13 protein-coding genes are annotated in these 13,591 nt (G+C 60.2%); 4 read left to right on the top strand and 9 right to left on the bottom strand.

Annotated features, from left to right (window positions below; translation table 11 throughout):
* Positions 1–53 precede the first annotated feature (53 nt).
* Positions 54–428: a histone-like nucleoid-structuring protein MvaT gene (gene mvaT / locus HNE05_RS15070; RefSeq protein ID WP_173208848.1), complete on the bottom strand. Its 375-nt coding sequence runs from the start codon at positions 426–428 to the stop codon at positions 54–56.
* Between the two features lie 377 nt (positions 429–805).
* Between mvaT and purU the strand changes: the two genes are divergently transcribed.
* From purU to HNE05_RS15055, 3 genes are read left to right on the top strand one after another with little or no spacing between them, the layout of a single operon-like run.
* On the top strand, positions 806–1,657 hold the full coding sequence (purU, locus tag HNE05_RS15065; RefSeq protein WP_173208846.1) for a formyltetrahydrofolate deformylase: 852 nt from the start codon (positions 806–808) through the stop codon (positions 1,655–1,657).
* A gap of 48 nt (positions 1,658–1,705) precedes the next feature.
* On the top strand, positions 1,706–2,125 hold the full coding sequence (locus HNE05_RS15060; protein ID WP_173208844.1) for a CBS domain-containing protein: 420 nt from the start codon (positions 1,706–1,708) through the stop codon (positions 2,123–2,125).
* Between the two features lie 32 nt (positions 2,126–2,157).
* Positions 2,158–2,343, top strand: a complete 186-nt coding sequence (locus HNE05_RS15055) for a hypothetical protein (RefSeq protein WP_173208842.1) — start codon at positions 2,158–2,160, stop codon at positions 2,341–2,343.
* Positions 2,344–2,490: 147 nt separating this feature from the next.
* Here HNE05_RS15055 and HNE05_RS15050 read toward each other — a convergent pair whose 3' ends face one another.
* On the bottom strand, positions 2,491–4,368 hold the full coding sequence (locus HNE05_RS15050; RefSeq protein WP_173208840.1) for a methyl-accepting chemotaxis protein: 1,878 nt from the start codon (positions 4,366–4,368) through the stop codon (positions 2,491–2,493).
* A gap of 128 nt (positions 4,369–4,496) precedes the next feature.
* Here HNE05_RS15050 and HNE05_RS15045 point away from each other — a divergent pair, with 128 nt between their 5' ends.
* The gene (locus tag HNE05_RS15045) at positions 4,497–5,993 is read left to right on the top strand and encodes a helicase HerA-like domain-containing protein (protein ID WP_173208838.1); all 1,497 of its coding nucleotides are present in this window, start codon (positions 4,497–4,499) and stop codon (positions 5,991–5,993) included.
* 72 nt (positions 5,994–6,065) lie between these two features.
* Here HNE05_RS15045 and HNE05_RS15040 read toward each other — a convergent pair whose 3' ends face one another.
* The 7 genes from HNE05_RS15040 to HNE05_RS15010 form a co-directional block, all read right to left on the bottom strand.
* A complete protein-coding gene (locus HNE05_RS15040; protein ID WP_173208836.1) occupies positions 6,066–6,260 on the bottom strand; it encodes a hypothetical protein in 195 nt (64 codons plus the stop codon).
* A 350-nt stretch (positions 6,261–6,610) separates the two neighbouring features.
* Positions 6,611–8,512, bottom strand: coding sequence for a sulfate adenylyltransferase subunit CysN (cysN, locus tag HNE05_RS15035; RefSeq protein WP_173208834.1), 1,902 nt, complete (start codon positions 8,510–8,512; stop codon positions 6,611–6,613).
* Positions 8,512–9,435 carry a sulfate adenylyltransferase subunit CysD gene (cysD, locus tag HNE05_RS15030; protein ID WP_219637198.1) on the bottom strand — a complete coding sequence of 308 codons (924 nt, stop codon included), beginning with the start codon at positions 9,433–9,435 and terminating at the stop codon, positions 8,512–8,514. The genes cysN and cysD overlap by 1 nt, the downstream gene beginning before the upstream one ends.
* A gap of 112 nt (positions 9,436–9,547) precedes the next feature.
* Positions 9,548–10,453: an extracellular catalytic domain type 1 short-chain-length polyhydroxyalkanoate depolymerase gene (locus HNE05_RS15025; protein ID WP_173208829.1), complete on the bottom strand. Its 906-nt coding sequence runs from the start codon at positions 10,451–10,453 to the stop codon at positions 9,548–9,550.
* Between the two features lie 26 nt (positions 10,454–10,479).
* A complete protein-coding gene (locus HNE05_RS15020) occupies positions 10,480–10,872 on the bottom strand; it encodes a hypothetical protein (RefSeq protein ID WP_173208827.1) in 393 nt (130 codons plus the stop codon).
* A 14-nt stretch (positions 10,873–10,886) separates the two neighbouring features.
* Positions 10,887–11,795, bottom strand: coding sequence for a sulfotransferase family protein (locus HNE05_RS15015; RefSeq protein WP_173208825.1), 909 nt, complete (start codon positions 11,793–11,795; stop codon positions 10,887–10,889).
* Positions 11,795–12,631: a sulfatase-like hydrolase/transferase gene (locus HNE05_RS15010; protein WP_173208823.1), complete on the bottom strand. Its 837-nt coding sequence runs from the start codon at positions 12,629–12,631 to the stop codon at positions 11,795–11,797. The genes HNE05_RS15015 and HNE05_RS15010 overlap by 1 nt, the downstream gene beginning before the upstream one ends.
* Positions 12,632–13,591 lie beyond the last annotated feature (960 nt).

Below are 13,591 nucleotides of genomic sequence, written 5' to 3'. Positions count from 1 at the left end.
GGGAATAAAAAATGCCGGCAATTTGCCGGCATTTTTTATTGTTCTTTGCGACCTTAGCCGAGCAGGGTGGCCCAGCCTTCAACAACGGCAGCGCCCCACTTGGCTTTCCACTCTTTCAGAGTCTTGTGGTTGCCGCCTTTGGTTTCGATGACTTCGCCAGTGTTCGGGTTCTTGTACTGCTTGACCTTGCGGGCGCGTTTGCTGCCAGTGGCTTTGGTAGTGCGCGGAGCCTTGCTCATTTTGGCTTCCGGGTCGAGCAGGGCAATGATGTCACGCAGGGATTTCTGATATTCGCCCATCAGGGTGCGCAGTTTGCCTTCGAATTCCAGCTCTTTTTTCAGCTTGTCGTCTTGCGACAGATTCTTCAGGCGTTCTTGCAGTTCTTTGATGGCTTCTTCGGTGGCGCGGTATTCGTTGATCAGGGACATGTGCTTCTACCTTGTAAGGTGGCGAGTGACGATGATGAAGTGAAGCAATAATAGACAGGCACTTGGATCAAGTAAATACGCGGGTAAAGTTTTGTGCGAGTTATTTCAGGCAATATATCTCCATGCACTCATTCTTCTTGTAACTCGAATGTCGTAATACCCGGATTGTGCAGATTGTATGCGGTTTGTGCTGTAGGTCTGCATGGTCTGCAGGTCACGGCTGCATCGAGGTCGTCAATTATCTCTTTGTTGGCGAGCCCTGGCATTGCTCAGGTGCAGTGCGTGTGCTTCTCAGGGCTGGCGGGTTGGTGCGAGTACTGAAGTTTTCTCGGACACTGGCTAGAATGGCGCCCTTGCAAAGTTTCTGGAGTTTTCCCATGCGCACTTTTCGGCTGGTCATTGCCTGCCCGGACCGCGTTGGCATTGTCGCCAAAGTCAGTAGTTTTCTCGCCACCTATAACGGTTGGATCACGGAAGCCAGCCATCACTCAGATAACCAGAGTGGCTGGTTTTTCATGCGTCATGAGATTCGTGCGGATTCGCTGCCCTTTGATCTTGCTGGCTTCCGTCAGGCATTTGCCCCGATTGCCCGCGAGTTCGCCATGGAGTGGCGGGTAACCGACTCGGCGCAGAAGAAGCGTGTGGTGCTGATGGCCAGTCGCGAGTCACATTGTCTGGCCGACTTGCTGCACCGTTGGCACAGTGATGAGCTGGACTGCGATATCCCCTGCGTCATCTCCAACCATGATGACTTGCGCAGCATGGTCGAGTGGCATGGCATTCCTTTCCACCATGTGCCGGTCAATCCGCAGGACAAGGTACCTGCCTTCGCCCAGGTGGCGGGGCTGATCGGCGACTGCCAGGCCGATGCCGTGGTTCTGGCGCGCTACATGCAAATCCTGCCGCCGCAACTTTGCGAGGACTTTGCCGGGCGCGTCATCAATATCCATCACAGCTTCCTGCCGTCTTTCGCCGGTGCCAAACCCTACCATCAGGCCTCGCTGCGCGGGGTCAAGCTGATTGGTGCCACCTGCCACTATGTCACCGAGGAGCTGGATGCCGGTCCGATCATCGAGCAGGATGTGGTGCGGGTCAGCCATCGCGACAGTATCGAGACCATGGTGCGCCTGGGGCGCGATGTGGAGAAGATGACTCTCGCCCGTGGGCTACGCTATCACTTGGAAGATCGCGTACTGGTACACGACAACAAGACGGTGGTGTTCGACTGAGTCTGGTTGCCGTGGCCGTATCAGGATTCACGGCAAAGGAGCTCAGCGATGCTCAAATCAATCAAGGTGCGTGACTACATGACCACGCACCTGGTGACTTTCCACGGCGACACCGACCTCTACAGCGCCATCGGCCTGCTGCTCGAACATCGCATTTCCGGGGCGCCGGTGATTGACGATCAGGGCAGTCTGATCGGCCTGCTGGGTGAGACCGACTGCTTGCGCGGCATACTCTCCGGTGCCTATTTCGAGGAAACCGGTGGTACCGTCAGCGCCTACATGAGCTCGCAGGTTGAAACGATTTCCGCTGAAATGAGCGTGATCGAAGTGGCCGAGCGCTTGCTGCATGGCGGCCATCGGCGCTTGCCGGTGGTTGAGGGGGGGCGTTTGCTGGGGCAGATCAGTTGTCATGATGTGTTGCGTGCGGTCAAGGAATTTGCCCAGCACGAACGTGGGCTGCCACGCTGACTGAAGGCTGCAATCAGCCCGTCGAGGTTTCTATGCGCAACTCTCGCAAGCCCGGCACGGCCAGTCCGCCACCGACTCTCGGTGAGGGCTGCACCAGCCGCTATGACCTGGATGCGTTGAGTGAGGAGGACGGCACCGAGTTTCCCGGTGCCGCAGAGCTGTGGGCGGCTCTGCAGGTGCCTGCAGAGCAGGCCGAAGATCCGCCCGAGCCGCAATAGCAGCGTAGAGCCTGTTTACGATCTTTTGGATTAGAGCCAGACAAGGCAAAAGTGGCCGAAAAAGCGCAGTTTACAAGTTGTAAATGAGCATTTTGAGGCCACTTTTAACGCAGGATGGCCGACAGCCAAGAGATCGTAAACAGACTCTCAGATGCGGAAGCTATCCACCAGCTGCTTCAGGCGGCTGGCCTGTTGCTCCAGGTCGCCACAGGCGCGCAACGTGGCGTGCAGGTTCTCCACGCCTTCCTGGTTGAGGGTGTTGATCTCGGTGATGTCCATGTTCAGGGCTTCGACCACCGAGGTTTGCTCTTCGGTGGCGGTGGCGACTGACTGGTTCATCCCGTCGATTTCACCGATGCGCTGAGTAACACTGCCCAGGCGCTCACCGGCCTGGTTGGCAATGGTCACGCTCTCGCTGCTGTAGCGCTGGCTTTCGGTCATGGTATTGACCGACTCGCGCGCATCCACCTGCAGCTCCTCGATCATCTTCTGGATTTCCTGGGCCGACTCCTGGGTGCGGTGTGCCAGGTTGCGGACCTCGTCGGCGACCACGGCGAAACCGCGGCCGGCTTCACCGGCGCGTGCCGCCTCAATAGCGGCGTTCAGGGCCAACAGGTTGGTTTGCTCGGAAATGCTCTTGATTACCTCGAGGATCTGCCCGATGTTCACCGTTTTGCTGTTGAGTGCCTCGATACTGGTGCTGGATGCACTGATCTTGCTCGACAGTTCATTCATCGCCGAGATGGTCTTCTTCAGCACCTGACTGCCGTCTTCCGCTAGGCGCCGCGCATCGGAAGCCTCATGTGAGGCCTGCGCCGCATTGCGCGCAATCTCCTGCGCTGCCGCGCCAAGTTCGTTGATCGCCGCTGCCACGCTGGTGGTGCGATTGGCTTGCTCGTCGGAGTTGACCATCGAGGAGTTGGAGGCGTTGACCACCAGCTTGGCTACTTCGTTGACCTGTTGGGTGGCCGAGGACACTTCGCGGATCGAGGCGTGGATGCGCTCGACGAACTGGTTGAAGGATTTCGCCAGTTGGCCAAATTCATCCTGACTCTGGATATGCAGGCGCTTGGTCAGGTCACCTTCGCCCTGGGCGATGTCCTGCATGGCCCGGCCCATCACCCGCAGTGGTTGCATCAGCACGCTGATCAGCATGCTCAGCAGGAACATGATCAGCACGACGGCGATCACCGTGGCAACGATGGCCGAGGCGCGGAACTCGCTGAGGGTGGCATAGGCCTTGTTCTTGTCGATGGACAGGCCGACGTACCAGTTCACCGAGGGCAGGCCCTTGACGGCGGTGAAGGTGAGCAGGCGGGGGGCGCCATCCAGCTCCGCTTCACTGAAACCACTGCTGACTTGGGGGGTGTTCTGCGGGTAGACCTCCTTGAGCGACTTCATCACCAGATCCTTGTCCGGGTGCACCAGGATCTTGCCATCCGAACTGACCAGGAAGGCATAGCCCATGCCGCCGAAGTCCAGCGAGTTGATGATCTGGACCAGGGTGTTCAGGCTGAGGTCGCCGCCCACTACGCCGGTACTGCCGGCCGGGGTGGCAATGGTGATGATCAGCCCGCCAGTGGCCACGTCGACATAGGGTTCGGTGAGGGTGGAGCCGCCAGCCGCCATGGCATCCTTGTACCAGGGGCGGGTGCGCGGGTCGTAGTCTGCCGGTATATCGCTCTCCGGGCGAGAGGTGAAGATACCGTCGGCGGCGCCCAGGTAGGTGAAGGCGAAGGTCGAACTCAGAGCACGTTGCTGCAGGGTTTTCACCAAGCTTTCGGGCGTGGTCTCGCTGTCGATTGACTGGGCAACGTTTTCCACCAGCAGGATGCGCCCGGATAGCCAGTTCTGGATGTTGCTGGCAGTTACTGCACCAAGACTCTGCAGCTCGCTTTCCAGATCGGACTTGATCACGTTGCGTTGCAGGTAGTCGTTGTACAGGGTGAACAGGGAGAAGGCTGCGATTACCACCAGGGAGGCGGCTAGCAGTATCTTGTGGCTGAATTTCAGGTTCTGGGTCATGGTTGCTTGCGTCCGGTAAGGTCTGGCAGCAGTCTTGTAGGTGGCCGTTCGACGAAGCGCCGGCTTTATAGGTAACACTACCTATTACGACATAACTGCAGTAAAGCTTTAGCCCGAGGGAAGGCAAGATGCCGGTAACCGATTCATTCGTATTGGGTTCCGACCCACTGGGTCATCCCATTGCCCAGGCGTTGCGCCTGACTAATCGTCATGGCCTGGTGGCGGGTGCCACCGGTACCGGCAAGACGGTGACCCTGCAGCGCCTGGCTGAGTTGTTCAGCGATGCTGGAGTGGCGGTGTTCGCCGCCGATATCAAAGGTGATCTCTGCGGCCTGGGGGCGGCGGGTAATCCTCAGGGTAAAGTGGCCGAGCGCATAGCCGGCATGCCCTGGCTGCAGCACCGCCCGCAGGCTTACCCGGTGACACTCTGGGATGTGGCGGGCAAGAGTGGCCATCCCCTGCGCACCACGCTCAGCGAAATGGGCCCGCTACTGCTGGCCAACCTGCTGGAACTCACGGATAGCCAGCAGGCGGCGCTCTATGCCGCGTTTCAGGTCGCCGACCGCGAAGGTTTGCTGTTGCTCGATCTGAAAGACCTCAAGGCGCTGCTCAACCATCTCAAGGAACATCCCGAGCTGCTCGGGGAGGATCGTGCGCTGTTTGCCGGAGCGTCTGCACAGGCCCTGCAGCGGCGCCTGGCGACCCTCGAGCAACAGGGCGGCGATGCCCTGTTCGGCGAGCCGGCGCTGCAACTGGAAGATATTCTGCGTCCCGATAGAGACGGGCGCGGACGCATCCATCTGCTCGATGCCAGCCAGCTGGTCCACGAAGCGCCCAAGGTCTACGCCACCTTCCTGCTGTGGTTGTTGGCCGAGCTGTTCGAGCAACTGCCCGAGCGGGGCGATGCGGATAAGCCGGTGCTGGCGCTGTTCTTCGATGAGGCTCATCTGCTCTTTGCCGATACGCCCAAGGCCCTGCAAGAGCGTCTGGAGCAGGTGGTGCGGCTGATCCGCTCCAAGGGCGTGGGGGTCTATTTCGTGACCCAGTCGCCGAGTGATCTGCCGGATGATGTGCTGGCCCAGCTTGGCTTGCGTATTCAGCACGGTTTGCGTGCTTTCACCGCCAAGGAGCAGAAGTCCCTGCGCGCGGTGGCCGATGGCTTCCGTCCCAATCCCGAGTTCGACAGCCTCAGCGTGCTCACCGAGCTGGGCATTGGCGAAGCGCTGGCCGGCACCCTGGAGGAGAAGGGCACGCCGGCCATGGTGCAGCGCGTGGCTATCGCCCCGCCGCAGTCACGTATCGGCCCCTTGAGCGAGGCCGAGCGCGCCGCATTGTTGCGCGGTTCGCCGCAAGCCGGGCGCTATGACAAGCCGTTTGATCGCGAGTCAGCCTATGAAATGCTTATGGTGCGTGCACAGCAGCAAGCGGATGAGGCTCCTGCGGTCAAGCCGAATGCAGCAGGTCAGGGAGCGGAGGCGGGCGGCCTGGGCGGTATGGCTGGCGAATTGCTGGGCAGTCTCGCCAGTCAGGTCATGAAGACTGCCGTACGCCAGGCGGCCAACCAGATTGGTCGACAGCTGGTGCGGGGGCTGATGGGCTCTCTGCTGGGCGGCAAGCGTCGCTGAAGCTGCTGTGAGCTGGGCATAAAGGCGCCAATAGGCGCCTTTATGGTTTATGGCCGCACTAGCAAAGACACTTCAATCGCTTTCCCGGGCCTGTTCGATCTTGTGCAGTTCCTGCTGGAACGCCTGGTCGAGGAGGCTGGGCTTCTTGCGCCAGGGTTTGCGCTCGGGGTCCGGTTGAGCGGCGTAGGTAATAACTTCTCCGCCGTATACATCCTTGTAACGTTGTGCCTGGCGTTCTAGTTCAACGCGCAGTTCATCTTTCGTCACGTGAGTATCCAAGGTTGCTGCTGGGGGGCGTGTCCGTCGGGTTCGTCCGTTGTCCGTTATTGCGACAATGGGCCGAAGGCCGGCGAACTAGGTTCGGGGTGTATCGAGCAACTTCAGCAGGTGATCAACTGTTGAAGTTGATGGGGGGGATTATAACGGGTGTGCTTGTAATTGCGCGCAACTACAAGAGCCTGTCTGTTACCCACTACGGTCTTTAGAGTGTACTGGGTTTGTAACAGTTCAACATGACTTGATCTTGTCCACAGCAATAAGTGTGTCAAGCACCAGCGCGCTGGTGCTGTCCAGGTTATTGCTAAAAGGGTTGCCGGGCATATTTGCCCGGCACACTTTCAGTGCACCAGGCCGCGGGCGCGCAGCTGTTCAACGATATGATCGGCGGCCTGCTCGGCGCTGTGGCGGCTGGTTTCGATGTGGATCTCCGCCGCTTCCGGGGCCTCATAGGGGGAGTCGATCCCGGTGAAGTTCTTCAACTCACCCCGTCGCGCCTTCTTGTACAGGCCTTTGGGGTCGCGTTTCTCCACTTCACTCAAGGAAGTGTCAACGAAGACTTCGATGAACTCCCCTTCTGCGACCAGGTTGCGGGCCAGCTCGCGCTCGGAGCGGAAGGGCGAGATAAAGGCACTGATAACGATCAGGCCGGCATCGACCATCAGCTTGGAAACTTCGCCGACCCGACGAATATTCTCCACTCGATCCGCCGCGGTGAAGCCCAGGTCCTTGTTCAGCCCGTGGCGCACGTTGTCGCCATCGAGCAGATAGGTGTGCACCCCCATGGCGTGCAGGCGGCGCTCCAGCAGGTTGGCGATGGTCGATTTGCCGGCGCCGGACAGGCCGGTCAGCCATAGCACGCAGGGCTTGTGGCCGTTGAGGCGGCCACGCGCCGCTTTGTCGACTTCCAGGGCTTGCCAGTGGATGTTCTGCGAGCGGCGCAGGGCAAAGTGCAGCATGCCGGCGCCGACCGTCTGGTTGCTGTAACGGTCGATGATGATGAAGCTGCCCATGTCGCGGTTTTCCGCGTAGGGGTCAAATGCGGTGGCGCGATCCAGGCTCAGGGTGCAGACGCCAATCTCGTTCAGCTCCAGGGTTCTGGCGGGTAACTGGTCGAGGCTGTTGACGTCGATCTGGTATTTCGGCGGGCTGAGTGTCGCGCCGACTGTACTGGCGCCCATCTTCACCAAGTAGGCGCGGCCTGGCAGCAGGGCCTGCTCGGCCATCCACACCACTGTGGCTTCGAACTGGTCGGCGACTGCCGGGGGCGCATCGGCGCTGGCGATTACATCGCCGCGGCTGATGTCGATCTCGTCGCTCAGGGTCAGGGTGACGGACTGGCCGGTAGTGGCTACGGCCAGATCGCCGTCGAGGGTGACGATACGCGCTACTGTGCTGATCTTGCCCGAGGGCAGCACGCGGATTGCGTCGCCAGGGCGCACACTGCCGCCGAGGATGCGACCGGAAAAGCCGCGAAAATCCAGGTTGGGGCGGTTCACCCACTGCACCGGCATGCGCAGGGGCGCATCGTCCTGGGCGCCATCGATGGGCACGCTCTCCAGGTGCTGCATCAGGCTCGGGCCCTGATACCATGGGGTGTTGCTGCTGGGGCCGGTCATGTTGTCGCCGCGCAGGGCGGACAGCGGGATGCTCTGGATGTGCTCGATGCCCAGCTTGCTGGCGAAGGCGCGGTAGTCGGCGTCGATCTGCTCGAAGACTTCCTGCGAGTAATCGACCATGTCCAGCTTGTTGATCGCCAATACCACACGCTTGATGCCGATCAGTGAGACCAGATAGCTGTGGCGGCGGGTCTGGGTCAGCACGCCTTTGCGCGCATCGATCAGGATCACCGCGAGGTCGGCGGTCGAAGCGCCGGTGATCATGTTGCGGGTGTATTGCTCATGGCCGGGAGTGTCGGCAACGATGAACTTGCGTTTCTCGGTGGCGAAGAAGCGATAGGCGACATCGATGGTGATGCCTTGTTCGCGCTCGGCGGAAAGGCCATCGACCAGCAGGGCGAAATCCAGTTCGCCGCCCTGGGTGCCGACTTTCTTCGAGTCGCTTTCCAGGGCGCTCATCTGGTCTTCCAGAAGTGCCTTGGCGTCGTACAGCAGGCGACCGATCAGCGTGCTCTTGCCGTCATCGACACTGCCGCAAGTGATGAAGCGCAGCAGGCTCTTGTGCTGGTGCACCTTGAGGTACTGCTCGATGTCCTCTTCGATGAGGTGGGTGTGTGCGTTCATCAGAAGTAACCCTCGACCTTTTTCTTTTCCATCGAGCCACTGCTGTCGTGGTCGATCATCCGTCCCTGGCGTTCGCTGGTGGTGGCCAGGAGCATTTCCTGAATGATGCCAGGCAGTGTGTCGGCTTCCGACTCCACCGCGCCGGTCAGTGGGTAGCAGCCCAGCGTGCGGAAACGTACGCTTTTCAGTTGCGGCACCTCGCCTTCGCGGAGCGGCATGCGCTCATCGTCGACCATGATCAGTGTGCCATCGCGCTCGACCACCGGGCGTTTGGCGGCGAAGTACAGCGGCACGATCGGAATGCCTTCCAGATAGATGTACTGCCAGATATCCAGCTCGGTCCAGTTGGAAATCGGGAAGGCGCGGATGCTTTCGCCTTGTTGCTTGCGCGCGTTGTACAGGCGCCACAGTTCCGGGCGCTGCGCCTTGGGGTCCCAGCGATGCTGGGCGGAGCGGAAGGAGAACACGCGCTCCTTGGCCCGCGATTTCTCTTCGTCACGCCGCGCGCCGCCGAAGGCCAGGTCGAACTTGTGGGCTGTCAGGGCCTGTTTCAGGCCCTCGGTTTTCCACATGTCGGTGTGCATCGAGGAGCCGTGGCTGAACGGATTGATCCCCTGCTCCTGGGCTTGCGGGTTGTGGTGGACCAGCAGCTGCATGCCCGATTCCTTGGCCATGCGCTCACGCATCTCGTACATCGCCTGGAACTTCCAGGTGGTGTCTACGTGCAGCAGAGGAAAGGGGGGAGGGGACGGAAAGAATGCCTTGCGCGCCAGATGCAGCATCACCGCGCTGTCCTTGCCGATGGAATAGAGCATCACCGGGTTTTCCGCTTCGGCAACCGCTTCGCGGAAAATATCGATGCTTTCCGCTTCCAGACGTTCGAGGTGGGTCAACTGCGACATAGTGGCATTCTCTGCATGCATAACGATTTAACTGCGGCTGCTGGCGCCCGCGCGCTGCAAGTCCGCCATGGCCAGTGCAAGGCCTGTTCCATGACGGACTATAACGGGCATGCCGGTCGTTGTCTGGCGCTGCTCAGCGGTTCTTCTGGAACTGTTTGGCAAAGTCCCAGGCCGCCTGGCTGGCGGAGAAGTTGCCGGCAAACAGCTTGCGATTGCGCCGACTGTCACCGCCGGGCCAGACATGCTCGCCGTTGGGGATCAGGCGGAGTTGCACGGCGGCCTGGCTCGGGCAGCTCCAGCTGGTCAGTTCCGAGCCGTCCGGCAGAGCCTGCTCGCTGGAGCCTGCACAATTATGCGCCTTGGCCATGATCTGCAGGGTTTCCGGTACGGAGCGGTGGGCCACGCCGGCGATGGCGTTCTCCCCCATGCCGCCGGCATAGGGTACGTTGCTGTCCTTCGCACCATGGATATGCAATACCGCTACGCTCTTCGCCCCGGCACAGCTATTGAGCGCCAGTGTGCCGGAAACCGGAATGATCGCGGCGATGTCCTGGGGGATTTCACAGGCCAGGCGGTAGGCCATCATCGCACCGTTGGAAATGCCGGTGGCGTAGACCCGCGAACGGTCCAGGGGATGGTGGCTGGCGATATCCCCGAGCATGCTGCGGATGAACTGCACATCGTCAACATTCTGCTCGGCGGCCTGGCCGCAACATTTACCGGCATTCCAGGTGCGGCGCTTCTTCATCAGCCGGGCGCCTGTGCCGTTGGGGTAGGCCACCATGAACTGGTTGCTGGCGGCGATGCGGTTCATGCCGGTGGTGCGCTCGGTGTCATCGGCATTACCAAGCCCGCCATGCATAACGATCATCAGCGGCAGCGGGCCCTGTGCATTGCTCGGTACGTAGAGCTTGTAGCTACGGGAGGCGCCGTTGACCTGCATTTCAAACAGCCGGCCTTCATTGCCGGCGGCCCCTGCCAGCAGGGGTGCCAGCAGCAACAGGCTCGACAGCAGGGTTTTGATCAGTGTGGTGCGCATGTGCCAGCTCCTTGGTCAATCTCGGCTCAGTAGTCTTCTTCGGCTTGCTGCACGCTGGCTACGTCCAGGGCAGCATCTTCCAGTTCACGTACGACCGAGAGATCGCTGCGCAGTTCGATGAGGATGGCTTCCAGCCACTGGATGTCGGTTTCGATCTTCTGCCGGTATTTGACGATGTCCTTGAGGCTGAGGTTTTCCGCAGGGCGGCCCTGGCCGTCGAACAGCAGGCGCACGCTGCCGGCGATCTCGCGACTGCCATTGAGGTGCGACAGCTCCCGCTCCAGATGGCTACGCACCCGGCGTGCCTGCACGCGTTGTTGCAGATCGTCGCGCAATACCTGCAGGTGCGGCGGCAGTGATGGCAGCTCCTCGAGAGGGCCTGGGGTAGAAATGTTACCGATGCGCGAGCGTGTGGGCATGCTGGGCTTCTCAGTCAGTGTTGATAGCCGAATTCCAGGGCCATTTTCTGTACTTCTGCCTTCAGGCAGGCACCATCGATGCGCCAGGGCAGGGGGGCACGCAAGGGCGGCTGTTTGGGTAAATGGGGCTGGAATACCGGGTCGCGCAGAAAATTGGGGTCGTTGCCGAACAGTGCATTGATCGGGCCGACGCGGGCAAAAGATGACTGTTCGGGGTGCAGCATGTCTTCCAGTGCCTCGATATCATCGCGCAGGCCCAGCCAGCGGCAGATGTCCGCCAGGCTGCCCAGAGGGTCGGACATCACGTCTTCGCCGCGCACATGCAGCTTCTGCCGTTCGGGGACCTTTTCCAGCAGTTCCATGATGTTCAGGTTGGTGTCATGCCAGGCCAGTTGCGGATCGATGATCGCCTGGTTTTCGGTGTAGTCGATCGAGTTCACCGAGAGGGCATAGCCACCTTCCTGCATCTTCATCACCGAGTTGCCCTGATTGGTCGGGTGGCGGGTCAGGTGCATATAAAAGGCATCGGGATAGGCGGCGTAGATGCGCTCCAGATAGATCGCGCTGGTGACATGCGCCGGGCTTTTCTCGATGGCCATCAGCGGCGCAATCGCCTGGCAGATTTCCTGGAAAACCTCGCTACCGCTACGGCTCTGCCGCGCGGCCAGCCAGTGGTTGGCCATTTCCACGGTGTTGCTGGTCTGTTCGCCGGCATAGATCTCGGCGACCGCACGCAGGATGCCGTGGCGCTGGAACTTGCCGAAACCAGCGTCACTCTTGCCGTCCCACATTTCCATCAGGCGATCGACGGTGAACAGGTTCAGCTCGGGCAGCCCGAATGCCTGTGGATGCTGGCCCAGCATGCCGGCGATCAATGAGGTATAGGATCGCGGCAACGCCAGGATGAACAGCGGCTGAGTCATCAGGCCTTGCCTGCGAAGCCTTCGACGAACGGCACTTCGAAGCACTTCTCGTGCATGATCGGGCCGTGGCCGAAATAGCCATCTTCACCGAACAGTTCGCCGTGGTCGGCGGTGATGATGAACCAGGTGTTTTCCGGGGCTTTCTCCATCAGCTTGCCGATCAGTCCATCGACGTACTCGACGCAGCGAATCTGCTGCTGGCGGAGCATTTCCATCTGCTCCTGATCGAAGAATGCCTCGCTGTCTGCGGCGTTGTGCTGGGCCTCACCGCCGAGGGTCTTGAACACGCCGTGTACCCCGGAGATGCGCGGCAGGTTTTCGTCCGTGAGCATGTAGGGGTAGTGGGTTTCGCCCAGGTTGAGGAAGTAGTAGTGCGGCTCGTCCTCGGGGAAGGTCATTTCCTCGACCATGCCGGCGAAGTCGTTGTGGTTGCTCATCAGCTTGTAGTCATCGAAGTGCTGGTTGATGGCGGTCTGCTGGTTGAGCACCGGCATCGATACGCGCGCCACCGTGCGGTAGCCGAGTTGGCCGAGCACCTTGGGCAGCGACAGTTCCGGGATGAAGTTGCGGAACGACACATCGGTGATCCCGGTGCGGGTCACCCACTGCACGAACTCTTCCTTGTACACCTCGGAGGCATAGACCTCGCGCGGGGTGTTGTGCGGCAGCATGCCCATGGTGAAGGCGTAGTGCGACGGCGCCGTCCAGGAGGCATAGCTGTAACGCTTTTCGATCTCGCCAACGCGCTCGATATTCGGTGTCTTGGCAGCCACGCAGGAGTCATAGCGGCAGCTGTCCATGATGATGAACACGATGTGGTTGATAGGTGCACTCATGGGGTTGTCCTCTCTGGGCTGGCTGGAATCGAGCGTGGATTGTCCTGTATCGCCGGATGGCGGCGCCTGGCATGGCTGCTATGTCTGTCGCGCGGGTAGGGCTGATGCACTGCGCGGGCGAATTGGCCGGCTGTGCCGGCCGGCAAGGCGAGCTTGCTTGGCCTGCGGGCGGTTTGTCGCTGCGTAGCTGGTCTGTCCATGGCCGCTTGGTTGTTCCCTGATTGCTTACGTCTCACCTGCACACTGTCGATCCCCGTGCATGTCTTTGCCGCAATGGTCAGCGGCGTACGGGGGCGAATTGTGCATCAAGCATGCCGCTCCCCATGTTGCTGACATATTACCGATCATGCCGCCAGTGGTTCCCTTGGGCCGATTGCAACCATCCCTGGCGCATGGGTCTTTGGCGCCGAGGCTGTTGGCTGGGAGTCCGGAGTGCGTTGTAATTTTGACTTATTGATCAGAAGCTTATGATTTTCGTTGTAATTTTGACATTATTAGGTGGTTGCTGGTAAAAAGCCACTACAAAAAATGCCTCCTTGCGGTGCAGATTGCGCCGCAATGGTTCGGGCAAAATAATGGCTGTGAAATAAATCCTGCATAAATTCATTGTCGCGTCGTTTTTTTGTCACGTGATGCGGCTTTGCTTTGGCTGTGCCGCTGGTTCTGGCCAGCGCTTGCGCAGTGTGGGTGAAGTACAAAGTTTCTAGGGCGACGCGCGAGCTTCATGCTGTTTACGGGTTTCTGCCCGTTTCTTGCAGTGGGTGCTCTTCAGGTGGTTGCAGCTGGAATTGGCCCCCGAGTGAGTGCGGACATCCGCCACACGGGGTTGTTTGCCTAAGGAATGAGGCTGCACGCATGAATGGCTCTCAAAGCGCTTCTGGCTTTCAGACGTTGGTATTTTCTCCAAGCGGTTTGGCGCACCCTGCTCTGGCAATTGCTGCCTCCCGGGCCGGTGGTCTT

It is taken from the genome of Pseudomonas campi (assembly GCF_013200955.2).
GTDB classification, from domain to species: Bacteria; Pseudomonadota; Gammaproteobacteria; order Pseudomonadales; family Pseudomonadaceae; genus Aquipseudomonas; species Aquipseudomonas campi.
The sequence above is the reverse complement of the archived record's forward strand: the minus strand, read 5'-3'. Positions and strand labels throughout refer to the sequence as shown.

Coding starts and splice junctions, on each gene's coding strand:
- HNE05_RS15015 (WP_173208825.1), bottom strand. CDS start 11,795: ATGACTCAGCCGCTGTTCATCCTGGCGTTGCCGCGATCCTATACCTCA.
- cysD (WP_219637198.1), bottom strand. CDS start 9,435: ATGCATGCAGAGAATGCCACTATGTCGCAGTTGACCCACCTCGAACGT.
- HNE05_RS15010 (WP_173208823.1), bottom strand. CDS start 12,631: ATGAGTGCACCTATCAACCACATCGTGTTCATCATCATGGACAGCTGC.
- HNE05_RS15025 (WP_173208829.1), bottom strand. CDS start 10,453: ATGCGCACCACACTGATCAAAACCCTGCTGTCGAGCCTGTTGCTGCTG.
- HNE05_RS15045 (WP_173208838.1), top strand. CDS start 4,497: ATGCCGGTAACCGATTCATTCGTATTGGGTTCCGACCCACTGGGTCAT.
- HNE05_RS15020 (WP_173208827.1), bottom strand. CDS start 10,872: ATGCCCACACGCTCGCGCATCGGTAACATTTCTACCCCAGGCCCTCTC.
- HNE05_RS15060 (WP_173208844.1), top strand. CDS start 1,706: ATGCTCAAATCAATCAAGGTGCGTGACTACATGACCACGCACCTGGTG.
- purU (WP_173208846.1), top strand. CDS start 806: ATGCGCACTTTTCGGCTGGTCATTGCCTGCCCGGACCGCGTTGGCATT.
- mvaT (WP_173208848.1), bottom strand. CDS start 428: ATGTCCCTGATCAACGAATACCGCGCCACCGAAGAAGCCATCAAAGAA.
- cysN (WP_173208834.1), bottom strand. CDS start 8,512: ATGAACGCACACACCCACCTCATCGAAGAGGACATCGAGCAGTACCTC.
- HNE05_RS15055 (WP_173208842.1), top strand. CDS start 2,158: ATGCGCAACTCTCGCAAGCCCGGCACGGCCAGTCCGCCACCGACTCTC.
- HNE05_RS15050 (WP_173208840.1), bottom strand. CDS start 4,368: ATGACCCAGAACCTGAAATTCAGCCACAAGATACTGCTAGCCGCCTCC.